Source organism: Duganella sp. P38 (assembly GCF_050859475.1).
Taxonomy (GTDB): domain Bacteria; phylum Pseudomonadota; class Gammaproteobacteria; order Burkholderiales; family Burkholderiaceae_D; genus Rugamonas.
The window spans coordinates 1,964,620-1,986,890 of the sequence record NZ_CP193936.1; the positions used below are offsets into that span (position 1 = coordinate 1,964,620).

Annotated in this window: 22 protein-coding genes; all 22 read left to right on the forward strand. The window is 66.1% G+C overall.

What is annotated here, in order from left to right; translation table 11 throughout:
* Nucleotides 1-26 precede the first annotated feature (26 nt).
* The 22 genes from epsF to ACRQ5J_RS09100 all read left to right on the forward strand — a co-directional run bounded on the left by epsF (nt 27) and on the right by ACRQ5J_RS09100 (nt 22,261).
* Nucleotides 27-1,439: a chain length determinant protein EpsF gene (gene epsF, locus ACRQ5J_RS08995; protein ID WP_432382721.1), complete on the forward strand. Its 1,413-nt coding sequence runs from the start codon at nt 27-29 to the stop codon at nt 1,437-1,439.
* 16 nt (nt 1,440-1,455) lie between these two features.
* Entirely contained in the window at nt 1,456-2,337 is an 882-nt protein-coding gene (epsG, locus tag ACRQ5J_RS09000) for a chain length determinant protein tyrosine kinase EpsG (RefSeq protein WP_432382723.1), read from the forward strand.
* Nucleotides 2,338-2,397: 60 nt separating this feature from the next.
* Nucleotides 2,398-3,315 (forward strand): exosortase B, encoded by a 918-nt coding sequence (xrtB, locus tag ACRQ5J_RS09005; RefSeq protein ID WP_432382725.1) that lies wholly within the window; start codon nt 2,398-2,400, stop codon nt 3,313-3,315.
* A gap of 179 nt (nt 3,316-3,494) precedes the next feature.
* Nucleotides 3,495-4,013 carry an exosortase-associated protein EpsI, B-type gene (epsI, locus tag ACRQ5J_RS09010; protein WP_432382727.1) on the forward strand — a complete coding sequence of 173 codons (519 nt, stop codon included), beginning with the start codon at nt 3,495-3,497 and terminating at the stop codon, nt 4,011-4,013.
* Nucleotides 4,010-5,383: an O-antigen ligase family protein gene (locus ACRQ5J_RS09015; protein ID WP_432382729.1), complete on the forward strand. Its 1,374-nt coding sequence runs from the start codon at nt 4,010-4,012 to the stop codon at nt 5,381-5,383. The genes epsI and ACRQ5J_RS09015 overlap by 4 nt, the downstream gene beginning before the upstream one ends.
* Nucleotides 5,376-6,641, forward strand: a complete 1,266-nt coding sequence (locus tag ACRQ5J_RS09020) for a lipopolysaccharide biosynthesis protein (protein WP_432382731.1) — start codon at nt 5,376-5,378, stop codon at nt 6,639-6,641. The genes ACRQ5J_RS09015 and ACRQ5J_RS09020 overlap by 8 nt, the downstream gene beginning before the upstream one ends.
* Nucleotides 6,642-6,683: 42 nt before the next feature.
* Nucleotides 6,684-7,349, forward strand: a complete 666-nt coding sequence (locus ACRQ5J_RS09025; protein WP_432382733.1) for an acyltransferase — start codon at nt 6,684-6,686, stop codon at nt 7,347-7,349.
* 21 nt (nt 7,350-7,370) lie between these two features.
* Complete coding sequence (locus tag ACRQ5J_RS09030; protein WP_432382735.1) at nt 7,371-8,261, forward strand: glycosyltransferase family 2 protein; 891 nt, start codon at nt 7,371-7,373, stop codon at nt 8,259-8,261.
* A gap of 49 nt (nt 8,262-8,310) precedes the next feature.
* Complete coding sequence (locus ACRQ5J_RS09035) at nt 8,311-8,484, forward strand: hypothetical protein (RefSeq protein WP_432382737.1); 174 nt, start codon at nt 8,311-8,313, stop codon at nt 8,482-8,484.
* A complete protein-coding gene (locus ACRQ5J_RS09040; RefSeq protein ID WP_432382739.1) occupies nt 8,457-9,596 on the forward strand; it encodes a glycoside hydrolase family 5 protein in 1,140 nt (379 codons plus the stop codon). The genes ACRQ5J_RS09035 and ACRQ5J_RS09040 overlap by 28 nt, the downstream gene beginning before the upstream one ends.
* A gap of 120 nt (nt 9,597-9,716) precedes the next feature.
* A complete protein-coding gene (locus ACRQ5J_RS09045) occupies nt 9,717-10,679 on the forward strand; it encodes a glycosyltransferase (RefSeq protein WP_432382741.1) in 963 nt (320 codons plus the stop codon).
* A gap of 114 nt (nt 10,680-10,793) precedes the next feature.
* Nucleotides 10,794-11,813, forward strand: a complete 1,020-nt coding sequence (locus ACRQ5J_RS09050) for a capsular biosynthesis protein (RefSeq protein ID WP_432382743.1) — start codon at nt 10,794-10,796, stop codon at nt 11,811-11,813.
* Between the two features lie 19 nt (nt 11,814-11,832).
* Entirely contained in the window at nt 11,833-12,558 is a 726-nt protein-coding gene (locus ACRQ5J_RS09055) for a WecB/TagA/CpsF family glycosyltransferase (protein WP_432382747.1), read from the forward strand.
* Between the two features lie 47 nt (nt 12,559-12,605).
* On the forward strand, nt 12,606-13,928 hold the full coding sequence (locus ACRQ5J_RS09060; RefSeq protein ID WP_432382749.1) for a UDP-glucose dehydrogenase family protein: 1,323 nt from the start codon (nt 12,606-12,608) through the stop codon (nt 13,926-13,928).
* A gap of 24 nt (nt 13,929-13,952) precedes the next feature.
* Nucleotides 13,953-15,101, forward strand: a complete 1,149-nt coding sequence (locus tag ACRQ5J_RS09065) for a sugar phosphate nucleotidyltransferase (protein WP_432382751.1) — start codon at nt 13,953-13,955, stop codon at nt 15,099-15,101.
* A gap of 16 nt (nt 15,102-15,117) precedes the next feature.
* Nucleotides 15,118-16,536: a mannose-1-phosphate guanylyltransferase/mannose-6-phosphate isomerase gene (locus ACRQ5J_RS09070; protein WP_432382752.1), complete on the forward strand. Its 1,419-nt coding sequence runs from the start codon at nt 15,118-15,120 to the stop codon at nt 16,534-16,536.
* On the forward strand, nt 16,517-17,203 hold the full coding sequence (locus tag ACRQ5J_RS09075; protein WP_432382754.1) for a hypothetical protein: 687 nt from the start codon (nt 16,517-16,519) through the stop codon (nt 17,201-17,203). The genes ACRQ5J_RS09070 and ACRQ5J_RS09075 overlap by 20 nt, the downstream gene beginning before the upstream one ends.
* Before the next feature lie 278 nt (nt 17,204-17,481).
* Entirely contained in the window at nt 17,482-18,018 is a 537-nt protein-coding gene (locus ACRQ5J_RS09080; protein ID WP_432382755.1) for an FxDxF family PEP-CTERM protein, read from the forward strand.
* Nucleotides 18,019-18,132: 114 nt separating this feature from the next.
* Nucleotides 18,133-18,420: a hypothetical protein gene (locus tag ACRQ5J_RS09085; protein ID WP_432382757.1), complete on the forward strand. Its 288-nt coding sequence runs from the start codon at nt 18,133-18,135 to the stop codon at nt 18,418-18,420.
* Nucleotides 18,405-19,157 (forward strand): TIGR03790 family protein, encoded by a 753-nt coding sequence (locus ACRQ5J_RS09090; RefSeq protein ID WP_432382759.1) that lies wholly within the window; start codon nt 18,405-18,407, stop codon nt 19,155-19,157. Before ACRQ5J_RS09085 ends, ACRQ5J_RS09090 begins: the two co-directional genes overlap by 16 nt.
* Before the next feature lie 102 nt (nt 19,158-19,259).
* Complete coding sequence (locus tag ACRQ5J_RS09095) at nt 19,260-19,511, forward strand: lamin tail domain-containing protein (RefSeq protein WP_432382760.1); 252 nt, start codon at nt 19,260-19,262, stop codon at nt 19,509-19,511.
* 8 nt (nt 19,512-19,519) lie between these two features.
* Nucleotides 19,520-22,261 carry an ExeM/NucH family extracellular endonuclease gene (locus ACRQ5J_RS09100; protein ID WP_432382762.1) on the forward strand — a complete coding sequence of 914 codons (2,742 nt, stop codon included), beginning with the start codon at nt 19,520-19,522 and terminating at the stop codon, nt 22,259-22,261.
* The last annotated feature ends 10 nt before the right edge of the window (nt 22,262-22,271 follow it).

Genomic DNA, 22,271 nt, shown 5'->3' on the forward strand with positions numbered 1-22,271 from the left:
CATCCGATCCGACTGAAAGTTAAGCCATGAATTTCTCGCAATTTTTCACCATCCTGCGGGCCCGCCAGCGCATCATCTGGGTCACGCTGGGCGTGGTGGTGGCGCTGGTGCTGGCCATCAGCCTGCTGCTGCCGAAGACCTACCGCGCCACCGCCTCGGTGCTGCTCAACTACAAGGGCCTGGACCCGGTGACCGGCATGATGATGCCGGGCCAGCTGATGACCGGCTACCTGGCCACCCAGGTCGACATCATCGGCAGCAAGAACGTCGCGCTGCGCGTGGTCGACTCGCTGAAACTGGCGCAGAACCCGGCCGTCATTGAGCAGTTCAACGACGACACCGGCGGCCAGGGCACCGTGCGCGACTGGCTGGCCAGCCTGTTGCTGAAAAAGCTGGAAGTCGAGCCGGGCCGCGAAAGCAGCGTGGTCGAGGTCAGCTTCATGGGCAGCGACCCGCAATTTGCCGCCGCCGTCGCCAACGCCTTCGCCGATGAATACCAGAAGGTGTCGGTGCAGCTGCGCGTCGAACCGGCGCAGAAAGCCGCCGAATACTTCAACAACCAGACCAAGCTGCTGCGCGACCAGCTCGAAGCGGCGCAGGCGCGGCTGTCGAAATACCAGCAGGAACACGGCATCGTCAGCGTCGACAACCGTCTCGACGTCGAATCGAACCGCCTGAACGACCTGTCGACCCAGCTGGTGATGGCGCAGGGCGCCTCGACCGAGGCCAGCTCGCGCGAACGCATGGCGCGCGACGGCACGCTGGGCGAGTCGCCGGACGTGGTGGCCAGCCCGCTGATCCAGAACCTGCGCATCTCGCTGGCGGCCGCCGAAGCCAAGTTCGCCGACGTCTCGGCGCGCCTGGACAAGAACCACCCGCTGTACCAGAGCTCCAAGGCCGAGCTGGAGAAGCTGCGCGCCGACCTGCAGACGCAGCTGCGCTCGACCTCGAACAGCGTCGGCAACAACGCCCAGATCCTGCAGCAGCGCGAAGCGGCGATCCGCGCCGCGATGAGCGCGCAAAAGGTCAAGGTGCTGGAGCTGAACCGCACCCGCGACGAGATGGGCGTGCTGATGAAGGACGTCGAGAGCGCCCAGCACGCGTATGACGCGGTGGCGCAGCGCTTTGCCCAGACCAAGGTCGAGGGCCAGGCCGACCAGGCCGACATCGCGCTGCTGAACCCGGCGACGCCGCCGACCAAGCCGGCCGGTCCGCGCGTGGTGCTGAACACGCTGGCCGCGATCATCCTCGGTAGCGTGCTGGGCCTGGGCCTGGCCGTGCTGACCGAGCTGCTGAACCGCCGCGTGCGCTCCGAGCGCGACCTGGCCGACGTGCTGCAGGTGCCGGTGCTGGGCGTGATCGACTGGAATCCGCCGAAACCGCGCCGTCGTTTCGGCAAGGCCAAGCCGGTCGCCGGCCAGCTGTCGCTCAACCCATAAAAATACAGGAAACACCATGAACCAACCCTTACTCCAAGAACCGGTCCAGGCCGCGGTCAAGCCGAAGCGCGGCGGCGCCAGCATCGGCCAGCTGCTGCTGGACTCGGGCAAGATCACGCCGGAAAACGCCGAGCGCGTGCTGCGCATGCAGAAAGAGCAGAACATCCGCTTCGGCGAGGCGGCGCAACGCCTGGGCCTGATCACCGAGGCCGACATCCAGCAAGTGCTGGCGCGCCAGTTCGACTACTCGTACGTGCAGCCGGGCGCCGGCGATTTCGCGCCGACGCTGCTGGCGGCCTACCAGCCGTTCGGCCCGCAGGTGGAAACGCTGCGCGCCGTGCGCAGCCAGCTGATGCTGCGCTGGTTCGCCCGTGAGCGCAAGGCGCTGGCCATCGTCAGCGTCGACGCCGACGACGGCGCCAGCGTGTTTGCCGCCAACCTGGCCGTGGTGTTCTCGCAGCTCGGCGAGCAGACGCTGCTGGTGGACGGCAATCTGCGCCAGCCGCAGCAGCAGGACATCTTCGGCCTCAAGCAGCGCCAGGGCCTGTCCGACGTGCTGGGCGGCCGCGCCGGCCTGGACGCGGTCGGCAAGATCGATTCCTTCGTCTCGCTGTCGGTGCTGGGCGCCGGCACCTTGCCGCCGAACCCGCAGGAATTGCTGAGCCGCGCCAACTTCGGCCAGCTCAACGAGCAGCTCGAGCAGCGCTACGACGTGGTGCTGTACGACGTGGCGCCGTTCCGCGCCGGCGCCGACGCGATCGCCATCGGCGCCCGCCTGGGCGGCGTGCTGCTGGTGGCGCGCAAGAACAAGACGTCGCTCGACGAGGTCGCCGCGTTCAGCGAGCAGCTGCAACGCGCCGGCATCGAAGTGGTCGGCTCGGTACTGCACGACTTTTAAGCGCGAGGGCCGGCGCCGCCGCGGGCGCCGCCGGCCGGGACTTTTTAGGGTAGGTTGATCATGCTGGAAACGAATTTACGCGCCGCGCTGACGCCGCAGGCGCTGGCGCGCTGGCGGCCGTGGGTACCGATGCTGCTGGGCCTGTGCGTGCTGTATGTGCCCAGTTTTGTCGACCTGTTCAGCGGCATCTGGGCCACCGACGCCCAGGCGCACGGCCCGCTGGTGCTGGCGCTGTCGCTGTGGCTGATTTACCGCAAGTGGCCGGCCATGATGGCCGCGCCGTCGCGCCCGGCGCCGGTGCTGGGCTGGGGCATGCTGGCCATCGGCCTGCTGTCGTACATGCTGGGCCGCTCGCAGGAATTGCTGCTGCTGGAAATCGGCTCGCTGCTGTGGGTGCTGGTCGGCCTGCTGCTGCTGCACCGCGGCGGCGGCGCCTTCAAGGAGGGCTGGTTCGGCTTCTTCTTCATGATGTTCATGGTGCCGCTGCCGAGCCCGATCGTTGACGCGCTGACGCAGCCGATCCAGCTGCTGGTGTCCACCGTGGCCGAGCAGATCCTGTACACGGTTGGCTATCCGGTGGCGCGCTCGGGCGTGATCCTGCAGATCGGCCAGTACCAGTTGCTGGTGGCCGAGGCCTGCGCCGGCCTGCACACGCTGTTCACGCTGGAGGCGCTGGGGCTGCTGTACATGAACCTGGTGCGTCACCAGTCGCTGGTGCGCAACGTCGTGCTGTCGCTGCTGATCATCCCGATCAGCTTTACCGCCAACGTCATCCGCGTGATGACCTTGACGCTGATTACTTATTACTTCGGCGACGCCGCCGGCCAGGGTTTCCTGCACGGCTTCTCCGGCATGGTGCTGTTCCTCAGCGCGCTGGCGCTGATCATCGGCCTCGACAGCCTGCTGAAGCTGCGCTTCGGTGGCGGCGGCGAACCGGCCGCGCGCGTCCCGACCCTGGCAAAGGAGCCGCAACCATGAACAGCAGCAGCTGGAAAAAAACCTGGTGGCGCTGGCGCTGATGGTGGCCGCCTCGGGCGCGACCTACGCGCTGCGCCCGACGCAGAAGGTGGCCGACCTCGGCGCCAAGGTCGACCTCGAACAAATGATCCCGGCCCGCTTCGGCGACTGGCGCATCGACCTCGACCATCGCGCCGCTGGTGGTCAGCCCGGAAGTGCAGGCCAAGCTGGACGCGATCTACAACCAGACGCTGTCGCGCACCTATGTCAACAGCCACGGCCAGCGCGTCATGCTGTCGATCGCCTATGGCGGCGACCAGAGCGACTCGACCCAGTTGCACCGGCCCGAGGTGTGCTACGTGGCGCAAGGCTTCCAGGTGTTCGGCAAGCACACCGCCATGCTCGACAGCGGCTACGGCCAGTGGCCGGTCAAGCGCCTGATGGCCACGCAGGGCCGGCGCGAAGAACCCATCACGTATTGGATTTCAATAGGCAACACCATGATTACCAGCCATTTCCAGCAAAAGCTGGTGCAACTGCAATACGGCCTGCGCGGCCTGATTCCGGACGGCTTCCTGGTCCGGGTGTCGTCGCTGAGCGACGACCAGGCGGCCGGCTACGCGCTGGAGCAGCACTTCGCACGTGACATGCTGGCCTCGATGAAGCCAGCCGACCGCCAGCGCATGTCGACCACCGCGTTCGCGGAGGCGGCGCAATGAGTGTTTCCACCGTGAACACCACCGGCCGCCGTCTGCTGCCGGCTGTCAAGCCGCGCGCCGCCGCCAAGCGCTTCGACTGGGCCGGCTGGATCGTGCCGGCGGCGTTCGCCTATGCCTTCATCCTGGCGCCGATCAGCAGCCTGCGCGGCGCCGCCGCCGGCGCCGGCACCGCCATCAATATGACCACCGCCGACGGTTCCACCGGCAACAAACTGATGTGGATCATGCTCGGCCTGGTCACCCTGTACGCCTGGGTCACGCGCGAGGACCGTTCGCCGCGCGCGGTCGGTTGGCCGATGCTGCTGCTGGCCGGCTACCTGCTGCTGGCCGTGGCCAGCTTCGGCTGGAGCGCCGTGCCCGGCATCTCGCTGCGCCGCTCGGTGCAACAGGTGCTGGTGGTGGCGGTAGTGCTGGTGCCGTTCCTGATCGTCAACGACGTGCAGAAAATGCTGCTGCGCGTCACCTGGGTGCTGGCGGCCGCCGTCGTGCTCAGCGTGCTGGTGATGCCGCTGGCCGGCGTGCCGGCCTTCGGCTACCGCGGCTTCTATGGCCAGAAAAACGCCATGGGACAGGTGGCGGTGATCAGTTTCTACTTCTTCATCTACGGCTTCCTGTGCGACCAGCGCACGCGCCAGCGCGTCGCCTACGCCTTCCTGCTGCTGGCGGCGGCCGGCCTGTGCGTGCTGAGCAAGTCGAAAACCTCGATGGCGCTGATGGCGCTGATGCCGCTGGGCGCGCTGTTCATTGTCGCCACCTCGCGCCTGAAGCTGGCGCTGGCGCGCATCGGCGTCGGCCTGGGCGCGGCGTTCGTGCTGGTCGGCCTGGTGTTCGCCGTGCTGATCATTCCGATCACGCTGGCCGACGTCTCCAATTTCCTGTTCCATGACACCACCTTCACCGGCCGCACCCGCATCTGGGCGTTCGCCGACTACTACATCGGCCGCGCGCCGTGGTTCGGTCACGGCTACGGCTCGTTCTGGGGCGTTGGCAGCGCCACCAAGGCGCTCAATGAGGGCTTCATCGGCGGCCTGCTGCAGGCGCACAACGGCTACCTCGACATCCTGCTGGAAAACGGCCGCGTCGGCCTGATCCTGCTGGTGACGCTGGTCCTGACGCTGGTGTGGGCGCTGTTCCGCCTGACTTGGGTGGACGGCAAGCTGGCCTTCCTGCTGGTGTCCAGCCTGATGTTCGTGCTGCTCAACAACACCATGGAATCGAGCCTGATGCGCGGCTATGTGCCGCTGTGGATGACCTTCCTGGTCTGCACCGGCGCCGCCAGCACGCTGCGCCTGCGGCGCCCGGCGGCGGCCGGGGCCAGTACCGCCGGCGACGTCGCCGGCATGGCGGGGCGGGGCGTGGTACATGGCTAAGCTGGCGCTGGGCCCGCTGTTGCAGAAGTTCAAACAATCCACCATCGCCCGCAACAGCTTTGTTTATACCGTCGACTTCAGCTTGCAGATCCTGGTCCAGGCCGCGTACCTGCTGCTGCTGTCGCGCGCGCTCGGGCCGGCCAACTTCGGCATTTTCGCCGGCCTGAGCGCCATTTCCATCATCGGCTCCACCTTTGTCGGCTGGGGCTGTGATCAGATCGTCATCAAGAACGTTGCCGCCGACCGCGGGTCGTTTGCCGCCAATTTCGGCAGCGGCCTGGTCAGCATCGGCCTCAGCTTCCCGCTGCTGCTGGCGCTCTGCTACGGCATTTCGGTGCTGATGACCGACACCCACAGCGTGTCGGCCACCACCATCGCCGCCATCATGGTGGCCGACCTGCTGTTCACCAAGCTGCTGTTCCTGTGCAAGGCCTGCTTCGCGGCGATCGAAAGCGCGCGGCCGCAGCTGGTGATCAACATCGTCGCCACGCTGGTCAAGCTGCTGGCGGCCGTGCTGGCGGTGCTGCTGCACAGCCACCTCAGCGCCGAGGAGTGGGGCTGGTGGTACTGCGGCAGCGCCGCCGTCAGCGCGCTGTTCGCGCTGGCCATGGTGGTCAGGCTGATCGCCTGGCCCAAGCTGTGCATCATGTGGAGCGAGTTCCGCGTCGGCATGCTGTTCTGCAGCGAGTTCGCCGCGCAGGCGGCGCTGCGCGACGCCGACAAGCCGATCATCGTCAGCGTGCTGGGACCGGAAATCGGCGGCTACTACGCGGTCGCGTTCCGCATTGTCGACGCCGCCAGCACGCCGGTGCGCGGCCTGTTGTACGCCACTTATACGCGCTACTTCCGCCACGCCGCCGGTGGCAGCCAGAAGGGCGTCGAGTTCGGCATGAGCGTGCTGCCGTACGCAGCCGGCTTCTCGGCCGTGGTGTCGCTGCTGTTGCTGATCTGCTCGGGGCTGATTCCGTGGCTGCTGGGACCGAAGTACGCGCCGGCCGTCAGCGTCATCCGCTGGATGGCGCTGTACCCGATGCTGTTCGCGCTGATGGGCGTGAGCGCCGACATCCTGCGCGCCATCGGCCTGCAGCGCACCCGCGTGCTGCTGATGGTGCTGGCGGTGCCGTTGCTGATGGCGGCGAGCTGGTTGTGCGCCGGCTGGGGCGGCGCTGACGCCGCTGCCGTCGGCCGCATCGTGGTGATGGCCGGCGTCGCCGGCGTTTCCTGGTGGCTGGTGGCGCGGCGCCGCCGCAAGCTGTGATTTGTTGTATTTGGGCATCATTTTTTTAACCGGGAGTCTAGTTTGTTTAAGTTCATCATTGCCGTTTTGATTGCGCTGATGCCGGCCGCCGGATTGCGCCGCGCGCTGTACCGCAGCGTGTTCTCGTACCAGATCGCCAGCAGCGCCCGCGTCGGCTGGCTGACCGTGATCCGCGTGCGCAGCTTCGCCATGGGCGAGGGCGCCCGCACCGGCCCGCTGAACCTGTTCTGGGGCCCGATCGAGGTCGACATCGGCGCCGGCGCCCGCATCGGCCGCCTCAACCGCTTCACCTGCGCCTGGCACGTGATGCAGGAGCGCTTCAAGTCGTGGAACTACACGCCGAAGCTGGTGCTGGGCAAGAATTCGCTGGTGCTCGACGAGCATTTCTTCGACATTTACGGCCTGGTGTCGATCGGCGACGGCAGCTGGATCGCCGGCCACGGCAGCCAGTTCTGGACCCACGGCCTGAGCGTCATGGAGCGCGATATTGTCATTGGTCAACGCAACTACATCGGCTCGGCGGTACGCTTTGCCCCGGGTAGCGGCCTCGGCGACGACAATATCGTCGGCCTCGGCTCGGTGATCTCGTCGCGCATCGCCTGCGACAACCACATCGTGGCCGGCTTCCCGGCCAAACCCATCCGTTCGGTGGCCGAGGACAAGGCCAACGGCAAGTACCGGTTCACCTTCGAGGACTGGAAAGACTAGCGTTTTACAAGGAAAATCGGCATGCGCTCTGTAACCATTTGTATAGCCAGTATCGGTCGAGAGTCGCTGTTGCAGACACTGCGCTCTCTGCAACAAAATGATCTTTCCACCGTAAACCTCGATATAATCATTGCTGACGACAGCGGCAAGGATGCCGTCGTTCAGTTGATTGCAGGTGAAAAGTGGTCACTTTCGATACAGGTCGTGACCGCCGGCGGCCGTAACGTGGCGCTGGCCCGCAACCGTTGCCTGGAGGCAGCGCGCGGCGATTACCTGGCTTTTATTGACGACGACGAACTGGCTGCGCCGGACTGGTTGGCAAACCTGGTCCGGCTGGCGGAGGAGCGCGGCGCGGATGCCGTGTTCGGTCCGGTCGACGCGATTTTTCCTGCGAACACACCTGAATGGATGCGACGCGCCGGGCCGTTCATCAAGCGGCCGGGCGCGCGCGGGGCGGCGGTGACGACGGGTTCCACCTGCAACGCGCTGGTGCGGCATGATTTCGTGCGGAAGCACGGCTTGCATTTCCGTGAACAGTTTGGCCGCAGCGGCGGCGAGGACACGGATTTCTTTGCACGCATGTCGGCGCTGGGCGCGCTGATGCTGGCCTCGGACGACGCCTTCCTGTCCGAGCATGTGCCGGCCGAGCGGCTGCGGCTGGCGGACCTGCGCCGCCGCTACACCCGCGGCGGCCAGACCTATGCCGGCATCATGCTGGAAGGGCGGGCGGCCGCTGCCAGGCTGCGCTTTTACGGCTCGGCACTGGTGCGGCTCGGCGTCAGCGCGCTGGTGGTGGCGGGCGGCATGCTGTTGAACCGGCGCGATGTGGCGATGCGCTATGGCTTCAAGGTGTGGTTGAACGTGGGGAAATTGCGTCATGGCTGTGGACTGCCGTTGTTTGATTACTATTAGGTATCTTTAACGCTCAACCTAGACGCATATCGCGTGATCGGAGTTCACCATGAAACGCTTCGCTGCACTGCTGCTACTGGCGGCCAGCTTTATCGCTGGCGCGTCGGCCCAGACGACCACCACCCCGACTGACGCAGTAGTGCCGGAATTCAAGCGCGGCATCAACCTGTCGCGCGTGTTCGGCTTCCCCTGCGCGTGGGCGCCACTAACACCTACCCGGTAGCGCCGTTCGCCGGCCCGCTGTCGCTGACCACCGTCAAGGACGCCGACCTGGTCAAACTACGCACCATGGGCTTCGATTTCGTCCGCCTGCCGGTCGACCCGGGCCCGTTCATCGTGGCCACCGGCACCCAGAAAACCGCGCTGTTCACCCAGCTCACCACTTTCATCAAACGCCTGCACGCGGCCGATCTCAAGGTCATGGTCGACGTTCACCCGGCCACCTACCAGTCCGACTGGAAGCCGGCCGACATCATCACCGACACCACCTTGCCGAAATTCGCCACCTACGGCGACTTCCTGGTGCAGCTGGCGCGCCTGCTGAAGGACATGCCTTACGACAAGATCGCGCTGGAAATCATGAACGAGCCGCAAGGCGTGTGCAAGCGCACCGACGGCGGCCCCGAGTGGAGCGTCACCCAGCGCCGTTTCTGGAGCAAGATCCGCGTCGCCGTGCCGAAGCTGCCGCTGGTGGTGACTGGCCCGTGCTGGTCGTCGGTCGACGGCATCATCAAACTGGAGCCGATCTACTTCGACGCCGCCACGCTGTATGACGTGCACTTCTACGATCCGCACGAGTTCACCCACCAGTCGCTGTCGTGGTCGGCCAACCCGATCAACCTGACTTCGGGCCTGAGCTATCCATACAACAGCGGCAACGCAGCCAAGACGCTGCTGTCGTCGGGCGTGTACCAGGCGGCGCAAGTGCCGAAGCTGGCGCCGACCACCGCGCTGCAAGCCGACCTCAACAACTTCCTGACGCGCTACTACACGGTCACCAAGCCGGACAAGGCGTACATCACCAAGCGTTTCGCCCTGGTCACCGCCTGGGCCACCAAGAACAAGGTGCCGGCCAAGAACATCATCGTTGGCGAGTTCGGCGCGGTGCGCTGGCTGCCGTCGATCGAGGACGGCAGCCGCGCGCGCTGGGTTGCCGACGTCAAGGACGTGGCCGAGGCCAGCGGCTTTGGCTGGGCGGTGTGGGACTATGACAAGGTATTCGGCCTGGTGCTGGACTACCCGACCCAGACCCTCGACACCCGCCTGGTCGAAGCGCTGGGCATGAAGGTGCCGGCGGCGGCGGCCACCACCACCACGACCTCGACCAAGAAGTAAAACGCCGTAAAAAAGTGCGCGCCGCCAACAATAACGGCGCGCACGACTGGATTTGGCTGGCTTTGCTGCGCTGCGACATGGTATATTCTGTTGTATTGAAGATAAAACCAGGAGAAGCCTTTGAGCCATGTCGCCGTCATCGCGTTGACGTACCGCCGTCCCGCCGGACTGAAAAAGCTGCTTGATTCGCTGGCCCGGCAGCGCGCCGGCGCCGAGCCGTTCAAGCTCACCGCGATCATCATCGACAACGACGCCGCCGGCTCCGGCGAGGCGGTCGCGCGCAGCTACCCGGCGCGCGACGATTTCGCCGTCCACTACCAGATCGAGCAGACCCAGGGCATCCCCTACGCCCGCAACGCCGGCCTCGACGCCGTGCCGGCCGACTGCGAATTCCTCTGCTTTATCGACGACGACGAGTTCGCGCCGGACGACTGGCTGGCCAACCTGCTGGCCACCCAGCGCGCCACCGGCGCCGAGTGCGTGCACGGCGCCGTCATCCCGGTCTATCCCGACAATGCGCCGCAATGGCTGGTGCGCAGCAAAGTGTTCGACAGCTGGAACTACCCCGACCGCGCGCCGCTGAAGGCGGCCGCCTCCAACAACGTCATGATCTCGACCGCTTTTGTGCGCCGCAGCGGACTGCGCTTCGAGGAGCGCATGCGCATGACCGGCGGCACCGACTACCTGTACTTCAAGCAGGCCGTGCGCCAGGGCCTGACCATCGTCTGGTCGGCCGGCGCGCCGGTCTACGAAGACATCCCGCGCAGCCGCATGACCTTGCGCTGGCTGGCGCAGCGCCAGTACCGCCTGGGCAATACCTTCACCGTCAGCGAGCGCATCGACGGCACCCGCCTGGGCCTGCTGCGCTGGGCGGCGATCGGCGTCGCCCGCGTCGGCCTCGGCATCGTGCTGCTGCCGGCCTTCCTGTTCTCGCCGCGCTACGCCATGCGCTCGGTGGTGCACCTGCTGCGCGGACTGGGCATCCTGGCCGGCGCCAGCGGCCATTCGCACCAGGAATACGCGCCGGCCAGCCTGGCCAAGGACCGCACCCAGGCCGCCAATTCCGCCAATGGCGCGGGCTGAGTCAAGCGGACGCGGCCCGCTTGCCGCGCTGTAATATAATCACAACGGTTGCTATCAAAATGTTATGATGCCGGCGACCGATTTTTTTAACGTTTCAACGCTCACCTTTTTCCTATGGAATTTGCACACCGGACCGCGCTTCAGATCAATATCTACCCGCTAGACTTGCCGCACCTGCGCGCCAGCCTGAGCAATCAGCTGAAGATGTGGGGCGCCCAGGTCGATGCCATCTCGATCACGCTGGACATCCGCCGCAGCAGCGCCGGCCGCTACCGCGGCGACCGCTACGACGAGTATCTGGGCGAAATGCGTACGCTGCTGGCGGCGCTGCGCGTCGAACACCCGACCCTGAGCGTGTCGGAAGTCGACTACAGCGACGCCGCCCGCGCCCAGGTGGCCGCGCGCTACTTCCGCGGCGGCGTGCTGCCCGACAAGGCCTGGGACGGCGGCCCGTTCTACTCGTATTTCTACGGCCTGTACGCGGCCGACGCCCGCTACATCTTCCACATCGACGGCGACATGCTGTTCGGCGGCGGCAGCCAGCGCTGGATCGAGGAAGCCATCGCCTACATGGAGCAGCATCCGGACACCTTGCTGATGGCGCCGCTGGCCGGCCCGCCGCATCCGGGCCAGGCCTCGGCCCAGCACCGCCTGCAGCTGGGCGGCATCGCCCGCGTGCTGCCGCACAGCTCGACCGCGCTGGAGTTCGACCACGTCAGCACCCGCGTGTTCTTCATGGACATGCAGCGCTTCGCCGAACGCGTCGGCGCGGTCGACCTGCAGCCGCTGAGCACCAGCCAGCGCCTCAAGGCCAAGCTGCTCGGCCATCCGCCGATCGCGCTGGAGGCCGAGAACCTGCTGTCGAGCACGATGCGCCGGCGCGGCCTGCACCGCGTCGACCTGCTGGGCGAGGGCGCCGGCATGTGGTCGCTGCACCCGCCGTTCCGTTCGCCGCAGTATTACCGCGACCTGCCGGCCATCATCGCCCGCATCGAGGCCGGCGACGTGCCGTCCGGCCAGCTGGGCGACCATAACCTGAACGACAGCATGATCGACTGGAGCTCGGCGCGCGCCCAGCAAACCTTCCAGAAGCGCATGCTGCGCCATTTCAAACACGTCGTCTCGCGCCGCTGAGATCTTACGAGAGCCCACCATGGAAGCAGTCGAGTCCCTGCGCATCGCAGGCTACACAGTGCACAGCACCACGCGCGAGGTGCTGGCCACGCATTTGCTGGAGCAGGTGGCCCACGGCCGCAAGCAGCTCCTGTTTTTTGCCAACACCAACTTCATCGTCAAGGGCCGTCCGCTGCTGGGCGCGCTCGGCAGCTCGCCGGTGTTGCTGGTCAATGACGGCGTCGGCATGGATATTGCTGCGCTGCTGGTGCAGCGCCACCGTTTCCCGCACAACCTGAACGGCACCGACTTCACGCCTTATCTGTTCCAGCGCGCGCCGCGTCCGCTCCGGGTGTTCCTGCTCGGCAGCGTCGCGCCGGTGCTGGCTGGCGCCGCGCGCCACCTGACCGACAAGCTGGGGCAGGTGGTGGTCGGCACCTGCGACGGCTTCGACGGCGTGCGCAACGAGGCGGCGCTGCTGGCCCAACTCGAGGCGGCGCGCCCCGACGTGGTGCTGGTGGCGATGGGCAACCCGCTGCAGGAACAATGGATTTTGCAGCACTACCAGCAGGTGCCCGCTGCGCTGTTCATGGGCATCGGCGCCCTGTTCGAGTTTTGGTCGGGCGGCAAATCGCGCGCGCCGGGCTGGGTCCAGTCGCTGCGGCTGGAATGGCTGTACCGCCTGAGCCTGGAACCGCGCCGCCTGCTGCGCCGATATACGTATGACATTGTGGTCTTTCTGGGCCATTGCCTGCGCTACCGCTAGGCGCTGGCTTTTCCTTGTTTTGTGTTTTTTGAGTCTTTGGAGCGTACATGAAAATTACCGTTATCGGCACCGGCTATGTGGGCCTGGTGACCGGCACCTGCCTGGCGGAAGTCGGCAATGAAGTGCTGTGCCTGGATCTGGATGCGAGCAAGATCGCCATCCTCAACGATGGCGGAATTCCTATCCATGAACCGGGCCTGCTGGAAATGGTCCGCCGCAACGTGGCCGCCGGCCGCCTGAAGTTCACCACCAACGTCGAAGAGAGCGTGGCCTTCGGCCAGGTGCAGTTCATCGCGGTCGGCACCCCGCCGGACGAGGACGGCTCGGCCGACCTGAAGTACGTGCTGGCCGCCGCCCGCAACATCGGCAAGCACATGACCGAATACAAGGTGGTGGTGGACAAGTCGACCGTGCCGGTCGGCACCGCCGACAAGGTGGCCGAGGTGCTGCGCGAAGAGCTGGCCGCGCGCGGCGCCGACACGCCGTTCGCCGTGGTGTCCAATCCGGAGTTCCTCAAGGAAGGCGCGGCGGTCGAGGACTTCATGCGCCCGGACCGCATCGTCATCGGCACCGAAGACCCGAAAGCGGTGGCGCTGATGCGCGAGCTGTATGCGCAGTTCAACCGCAACCACGACCGCATCGTGGTGATGGACCTGCGCTCGGCCGAGCTGACCAAGTACGCCGCCAACGCCATGCTGGCCACCCGCATCTCCTTCATGAACGAGCTGGCGGTGCTGGCCGACAAGCTGGGCGCCGACATCGAACAGGTGCGCCTGGGCATCGGCTCCGACCCGCGCATCGGCTTCCACTTCCTGTACCCGGGCTGCGGCTACGGCGGCTCGTGCTTCCCGAAAGACGTGCAGGCGCTGATCAAGACCGCCGCCGAGAACGATATCAAGCTCAAGGTGCTGACCTCGGTGGAAGACGCCAACGAGGCGCAGAAGCAAGTCCTGCTGAGCAAGATCACCGCCCGTTTCGGCAACGACCTGAAAGGCAAGCATTTCGCGCTGTGGGGCCTGGCCTTCAAGCCCAACACCGACGACATGCGCGCCGCCTCCAGCCGCGCGCTGATGGAAGGCCTGTGGGCGCTGGGCGCCACCGTCTCGGCCTACGATCCGGTGGCGATGCACGAGAGCCGCCGCATCTACGGCGACGAGCCGCGCCTGCGCTATGCCGACACCCAGATGGCGGCGCTGGACGGCGCCGACGCGCTGGTCATCGTCACCGAGTGGAAGGAGTTCCGCGTGCCGCAATTCGAGGAGATCAAGGCCAGGCTGAACACGCCGGTGATCTTCGACGGCCGCAATTTGTACGTGCCTGCGCAGGTGCGCAGCCACGGTCTGGAGTATTTCGCTATCGGCCGCCGCTAAGCCGCAACTGTAAAGGATACGACGATGAAAGCAATGATACTGGCCGCAGGCAAGGGCACCCGTGTGCGTCCGCTGACGTATGATCTGCCAAAACCGATGATCCCGATCCTGGGCAAGCCGGTGATGGCCTACATCATCGAGCACCTGGAAAAATACGGCGTCAAGGAGATCATGGTCAATGTCTCCTACCTGCACGAGAAAATCGAGGAATACTTCGGCGAGGGCCACCAGTACGACGTGCAGATCGGCTACTCGTTCGAGGGCTACACCAACGACGACGGCGAGGTCGTGCCGCAGCCGCTCGGTTCGGCCGGCGGCATGAAGAAGATCCAGGAGTTCGGCGGCTTCTTCGACGACACCACCATCGTGCTGTGCGGCGACGCCGTCATCAACCTGGACATCAAGTCGGCGCTGTTCGAGCACCGCCGCAAGGGCGCCAAGGCGTCGATCATCTGCCGCGAAGTGCCGCGCGATAAGGTCAGCAGCTACGGCGTGGTGGTCAGCGACAAGGACGGCCGCATCACCGCCTTCCAGGAAAAGCCGAGCGTGGAAGAGGCGCTGTCGAACTTCGTCAGCACCGGCATCTACATCTTCGAGCCGGAAATCCTCGACATGATCCCGAGCGGCAAGATGTTCGACATCGGCTCCGACCTGTTCCCGATGCTGGTGGAAAAAGGCGTGCCGTTCTACGCCCAGAACCGCAGCTTCAGCTGGATCGACATCGGCAGCGTCAAGGACTACTGGGAAGTGTCGCAAAGCGTGATGATGGGCGAAGTGGCCCACATGGACGTGCCGGGCATCCAGCTGGCCGATGGCATCTGGTCCGGCCTCAACACCAGCATCGACTGGGAAGGCACGACCATCGAAGGCCCGGTCTACATCGGCTCCGGCTGCAAGATCGAGGCCGGCTCGACCATCATCGGCCCGACCTGGATCGGCCACGGCAGCCATATCTGCGCTGGCGCAACGGTGGTGCGCAGTGTATTGTTCGAATACACCCGCGTGCTACATAATGTCAGCCTGGAAGAGATGATTGTCTTCAAGGACTACAGTGTCAACCGCGCCGGCGAGATGAAACACGTCTCGGAATACACGGAAAACGAGTGGAGCAACGCGCGCGACCGCCGCGCCCGCCGCCGTACAGCAGCGGAGGCGCAGCCGGACGCGGCATAACTAGGGATTGTTTTCGATGACAATTTACCCGGTAATCCTGTCGGGCGGGGCCGGCACTCGCCTGTGGCCGCTGTCGCGCGCGGTGCTGCCCAAGCAGCTGTTGCCGCTGGTATCGGACCGCAGCATGCTGCAGGAAACCGTGCTGCGCGTGGCCGATATGCCGGGCATGATGGCGCCGCTGGTGGTGTGCGGCAACGATCACCGCTTCATGGTGGCTGAACAGCTGCGGGAAATCGGCCAGCAGCCGCTGGGTATTTTGCTTGAATCGGTCGGCCGCAACACCGCGCCGGCGGTGGCCGCCGCCGCCCACTTCGTGGCGGCGCTGGACCCGGAGGCGGTACTGCTGGTGCTGCCGGCCGACCACGTCATCCAGGACAAGGCCGCCTTCCAGGCGGCCGTGCTGCGCGCGCTGCCGCCAGTCGGGCAGGGCGCGCTGGCCACGTTTGGCATCGTGCCGACCGCGCCGGAAACCGGCTACGGCTACATCCGCTGTGGCGACGCCATCGCCGGCGCCGCCGGCTGCTTCCAGGTCGCGCGCTTTGTCGAAAAGCCCGAGCTGGCGCGCGCCGCGGAATTCGTCGCCAGCGGCGACTACTTCTGGAACAGCGGCATGTTCCTGCTGGGCGCGCAAACCTATCTGAACGAACTGCGGCAATTCCAGCCGGCCATGGCCGACGCGGTCGAGGCCGCCGTGCGGCAGGCTTATCGCGACCTTGATTTCTGCCGCCTGGACGAACGGCATTTTGCCGCCAGCCCGGCCGATTCGATCGACTACGCGGTGATGGAACACACCCGCCACGCCGTGGTGGTGCCGGCCGACATCGGCTGGAGCGACGTCGGCTCGTGGTCGGCGCTGCACGACGTGCTGCCGGCCGATGACAACGGCAACGTCAGCCGCGGCGACGTCTATTTCGACGGCGTCAGCAATTCGCTGGTGCGCGCGGAAAGCGCCATGGTGGCGCTGGTCGGCGTGTCCGACCTGGTGGTGGTGCAGACCGCCGACGCCGTGCTGGTGGCGCACCGCGACCAGGTGCAGCGCGTCAAGCAGCTGGTCGACCACCTGAAGGCCGGCGGCCGCACCGAGCATATGCATCATCCCAAGGTCTACCGGCCATGGGGCAGTTACGAGGGCATCGACCTCGGCGAGCGCTACCAGGTCAAGCGCATCACCGTCAACCCGGGCGGCAAGCTGTCGCTGCAGATGCACCATCACCGCGCCGAGCACTGGGTGGTGGTGCGCGGCACCGCGCGCGTCACCTGCGGCGACAAGGTCACCTTGCTGACCGAGAACGAATCGGTCTACATCCCGATCGGCGTCAATCACCGGCTGGAAAATCCCGGCAAGCTGCCGCTGCACCTGATCGAAGTACAGTCCGGCAGCTATCTGGGCGAGGACGACATCGTGCGCTTCGAGGATGTCTACCAGCGCAGCTGAGCGCCGTCGCGGCGCGGCCCGCCGGCGCCAGCGCGGCGCGGTTTTGCTGCTGATGCTGCTGGTGATGATGCTGGGCGCCTCTGCCTTGCTGATGTCGCTGGCGGCCACGCCCTCGCGGCAGCGCGAACAGCGCACGCTGCAGGCCATGGCCGACGCCCGCGAGGCGCTGATCGGCTTTGCGCTGCGCAACGGCCGCCTGCCGCGTCCGGCCACGTCGGCCGACGGCGACGAACGCAGCGCCGAATGCCTGAACGACACCGACTGCACGGGCTTCCTGCCGTGGCGTTCGCTCGGCCTGGCGCCCGGCGATGGCTGGGACCACCTGCTGCGCTACAGCGTGACGCCGGCGTTTGCCCGCGTGCCGCTGGACCTCGACAGCGCGCTGCCGACCAAGCAGGTGGCCGGCGGTGCCGCGCAGCCGCCGGCGCCGGCCGTGATCCTGTCGACCGGCGCGCGCAATTACGGCGTCAGCCTGCTGGGCATCCCGCAGGCCAACGAAGCCGTCTCCTCCGCCGAGGAAGCGGCCAACGCGGTCGCCAGCGTGCGTTTCATCCGCCGCCCGGCCGGCAACGATGTGCTGGACAATCAGGCGTTCGACGATCTGGTCGACGTGGTGCCGCTGCGCCAGCTGCGCCAGCGCATGGCGGCGGTGGCCGTGCGTCGCTAGCATGTTGCATCGTCACAACGAGTTCGTCCTGGACAACAAAAATTTTTGGCTGGCGGGAAAACTCGCCATGTGTCACAGTTTTTGCCTATCAGAGGGAAAAATCGGATAGTTAGTTTCCCTTGGGAAATTTAAATTTCACTATCTAAAAATAATTGTCGTTCAGTAACTTTAAATTAAAAAATAGTAAGCATGGGCAGTAGCAATATGCTATGATCTTCATCAAGTTGTTTAATAACGCCAAAAACAGCGCCAAGCGCTGTATTTTCTAGGGATTCTTTATGAAGATTAAGTTCCAAGTAGCAATGGCTGCTTTTGCCGCCGCCACGATGTTCGCTCCACTGGCCGCCAAAGCTGCCGACGTCAGCCACACCGTGCAAACCGTCGACCTGTCGGAAGGTTCGAAAGACTACGGCGCCTCGTTCGGCCGCAACAACAAGAACAACACCTTTACCGATCTGTACACCTTCACCGTTGGCGGTGGCGAATTCAGCGCGCTGACCTCGTCGATCTCGACCACCCCTGGCCCGGACGTGCTGGCACTGACCGGCTTCTGGCTGACCCAGGGCACCAGCGTGGTTGCCACCGGCTCGCAGAAACAAAACGGTTCGACCGACCTCTGGTCGATCGACCTGACCACCCTGGGTTCGGGCACCTACACGCTGCACGTCAAAGGCACCGTGCTGACCAACCTGGCCGCCAGCTACTCGGGCAACCTGAACCTGGTCGCCGTGCCAGAGCCGGAAACCTATGCCATGCTGCTGGGCGGCCTGGGCCTGATCGGCTTCGCCGCACGCCGCAAAAAACAAGCGGCCTGATGGCCCGCCAGCGCGCTGCTGCCCTGGCGGCGGCCGCTGGGTCGCATAGTCGAAGCAGACTATAATGAAAGGAAGCCTGAGGGCTTCCTTTTTATTTTCTGTCGAGGCGCATATTTGAAACCGATCACTTTGTTATCGGCCCTGGCCTGGGCCCTGGCCGCCGCCACCGGCGCCGCGCACGCCGACGGCCTGACGTCATCGCAGCTGGGCCTGGTCGTCAATGACGACGAGCCGAACAGCGTCGCCATCGCCGAGCTGTACCGGGTGGCGCACGAGATTCCTGCGAAAAACATCGCCCACGTCCGCATCCCCAACAAGCCGCACCGGCTCACGCCGGCCGCCTTCGAGGAACTGAAAAAGACATCGACCGCCAGTTGCCGGCCGAGGTGCGCGCCACGCTGATGGTCTGGACCGCGCCGTATGCGGTCGAATGCAACGCCATCACCGCCGCCTACACCAATGGCTACGACGCCGCCCAGTGCCTCAAGCCCTGCGGTCCCGGCAAGGAAAGCCCGTACTTCGACAAGGCCGCCAGCGGCCATCCGCTGCCGGGCAATGGCGGCCGCCTGAGCATGCTGCTGCCGACCGAATCGGTGGAGCAGGCCAGGGCGCTGATCGAGCGCGGCGCCACCCGCTTCATGACCTTGCCGCGCGCCTCGGCCTATTTCCTCACCACCAGCGACCCGGCGCGCAACTCGCGCGCGCAATTTTTCCCGCCGACCAGCAAGCTGACGCCGAAGAACCTGACCATCCGCAGCATGAAAATGGATGCGCTGGACGGCATCGACGACATCATGATCTACCAGACCGGCCTGGCGCGCGTGCCCAAGCTGGACACGCTGCGCTTCCTGCCCGGCGCGCTGGCCGACCACCTGACCTCCAGCGGCGGCGCCTTGCTGGACGACCAGCAGATGAGCAGCCTGCGCTGGCTGGAGGCGGGCGCCACCGCCAGCTACGGCGCCGTCAGCGAGCCGTGCAACTACTGGCAGAAATTCCCTAATCCCATCCTGCTGCTGAAGAACTACGTCAACGGCAACACCGCGCTGGAAGCGTACTGGAGCAGCGTGGCCTGGCCGGCGCAGGGCGTGTTCATCGGCGACCCGCTGGCGGCGCCGTACCGCAAGTCCGGGCGCGATTGATCCATTCGGATCAAGGCGGCGTCATGATGTCGTCATGTACAGTCCCTAATATGATGCAAATTGCAAGACTTATAAACAATCTGTTCATCATCGGGGCTGTTCATGAAGAAAACTCTACCTCCACCGGCGCGCACCGTCCTCGCCGTAGCACTGCTGGGCGCGCTCTCGGCGTCGGCCCTGGCCGCCGCGCCGGTTGTCATCAGCCAGGTCTACGGCGGCGGCGGCAACTCGGGCGCTAACTACAAGGCCGACTTCGTCGAGTTGTTCAACCGCAGCGACGCGCCCGTCAGTCTGGCCGGCTGGAGCGTGCAATACGGCAGCTCCGGCGGCAGCACCGGCAAGTCACCAACCTGAACAACCTGGTGCTGCAACCGGGCCAGTACTACCTGGTGCAGCAGGCCACCGGCGCCGGCGGCAGCACCGACTTGCCAGCGCCGGACGCCACCGGCGCCATCGCCATGAGCGCCAGCGCCGGCAAGGTGGCGCTGGTCAGCAGCAGCACCGCGCTGAGCGGCGCGGCGCCGGCGGCCGGCAGCTTTGTCGACCTGGTCGGCTTTGGCGGCGCCAACTACGCCGAAGGCGCGCCGACCGCCACGCTGAGCAACACCAGCGCCGCGCTGCGCGCCGGCGCCGGCTGCACCGACACCGACAACAACAGCGGCGACTTCGCCACCGGCGCGCCGGCCCCGCGCAACAGCGCCAGCCCGCGCAACCAGTGCGGCGTGCCGCAACAGCCGCCGATCGTCGCCACCTGCCCGGCCAATCTGGCGCTGGCCTTCGGCGTTAACGGCGGCGCCGAACTCAGCGCCACCGACGCCGACGGCACGGTCAATAGCGCGCTCATCACCTCGGCCGCCGTGCCCGGCATCAGCCTGGCCAACTTCGTCGCCGCCAGCGGCGCCGGCGGCACCGCCAGCGCCAATCTGAATGTTGCCGCCAGCGTGCAGGCCGGCACCTATCCGGTGGTGGTCAAGTTCGGCAACGACCAGGCGCAGGAGGCAAGCTGCACGATCAGCGTCCATGTCAGCGCGCCGGCCGCGCTCAGCCACACGATCCCGCAAATCCAGGGCGAGGGCGACAGCAGCCCTTACGCCAACACCATCCAGACCACCGAGGGCGTGGTGACCGCCAAGGTCGGCTCTGGCTTCTTCATCCAGGACGAGAACGGCGACGGCAACCCGCTGACCTCGGACGGCCTGTTCGTCTACACCACCGCCGCCAACATCGGCACGGTGCAGGTCAACGACAAGATCCGCATCACCGGCACCGTCAGCGAATACACGCCGAGCGGCGCCAGCCGTTCATACACCGAGCTGACCAACGTGACCGCCATCACCAAGCTGGGCGCCGGCAGCATCACGCCCAGCAATGTGCAGCTGCCGCACGCCAACCTCGGCCAGGTGGAAGGCATGCTGGTGCGCTTCACCAGTCCGCTCACGGTGTCGCAGCTGGAATACCTTGGCGCGCGCGGCGAGGTGACGCTGTCGTCGGGCCGGCTGGAGATCGCCTCCAACCGCTACCGTCCGCGCAGCGCCGAGGCCATCGCGCAGGCGGCCGCCAACCAGCGCAACCAGATCATCCTCGACGACGGCATCTTCGTCACGCCAACCACCATTCCCTACCTTGGCGAGGACGGCTCGCTGCGCGCCGGCGATAGCGTGCACAACCTGACCGGCGTGATCGACTTCGGCGCCAAGGGCGGTGGCGGCGCGGCCTTCAAGCTGCAGCCGACCGAAGCGCCGCAGTTCTCGCAAGACCATCCGCGCGAGGCGCCGCCGGCGCTGGCGGCCGGCAACGTCAAGGTCGCCAGCGCCAATGTGCTGAACTACTTCACCACCTTCACCAACGGCACCGACGTCAACGGCAACAGCAATGTCGGCTGCACGCTCGGCAGCAGCGTGTCGAAGTCGAACTGCCGCGGCGCCGACAACCTCAACGAGTTCCAGCGCCAGAGCGCCAAGATCGTCGGCGAGCTGAAGGCGATCGACGCCGATGTCTACGGCCTGATGGAAATCCAGAACAGCGGCGAAGCCACGGTCGGCTATCTGGTCGACGCGCTCAACGAGGCGATCGCGCCGGGCACCGGCTTCAAGACCTATGCCGTGGTGCCGAAGCCGGCCGCCACCGGCACCGACGCCATCCGCGTGGCGATGATCTACAAGCCGTCCAGGCTGACGCTGGTGGGCAATGCGCTGTCCGACGCCGACGCCATCAACAACCGTCCGCCGATGGCGCAAACCTTCAAGGCCGCCAACGGCGCCAGGTTCTCGGTGGTGGTCAACCACCTGAAGTCGAAGGGCAGCTGTCCGAGCGGCAGCGGCGCCGACGCCGACCAGAACGATAGCCAGAGCTGCTGGAACGCCACCCGCGTGCAGCAGGCGCAGCGCCTGGTCAACAGCTTTGTGCCGCAAGTGGTGGCGGCCGCCGGCGACGCCCGCGTGCTGCTGATCGGCGACTTCAATGCCTACGGCCAGGAAGACCCGATCGCCGCCATCACCGCCAGCGGCTACGTCAACCAGCTGGAGCGCTTCGTGCGCGGCGCCGGCCAGCTGCCGTACTCGTATGTGTTCAACGGCGAAGCAGGCTACCTCGACCACGCGCTGGCCAGCGCCGCGCTGAACCCGCAGGTGGCGGATGCGGCCGAATGGCACAACAACGCCGACGAGCCGACCGTGCTGGACTACAACACCGACGGCAAGCCGGAAGACAAGTACACCAGCGCGCCGTACCGCGCCTCGGACCACGATCCGGTGGTAATCAGCCTCAAGCTGCAAGCGGCCGTCACCGACGTCAGCGCCAGCGTGCGCAGCACCGCCAGCGCGCTGGTGTACAACCGCGCCAGCGCCCGGTGGAGCGGCAGCGTCACGCTGACCAACACCGGCAGCGCGCCGCTGAGCGGCCCGTTCCAGTTGCAGTTCGACGGCCTCAACGCCGGCGCCACGCTGGCCGGCGCCAGCGGCACGCACGACGGCGCGCCTTACCTGAGTGCTAACCAGGCCACGCTGGCGCCGGGCGCCAGCATCACCGTGCCGACCAGCTTCAGCAAGACCGGTGGCGGCGGCGTGACCTACTCGGCCATCAAAATCTACAGCGGCAATTTCTAACTTTAAGAAA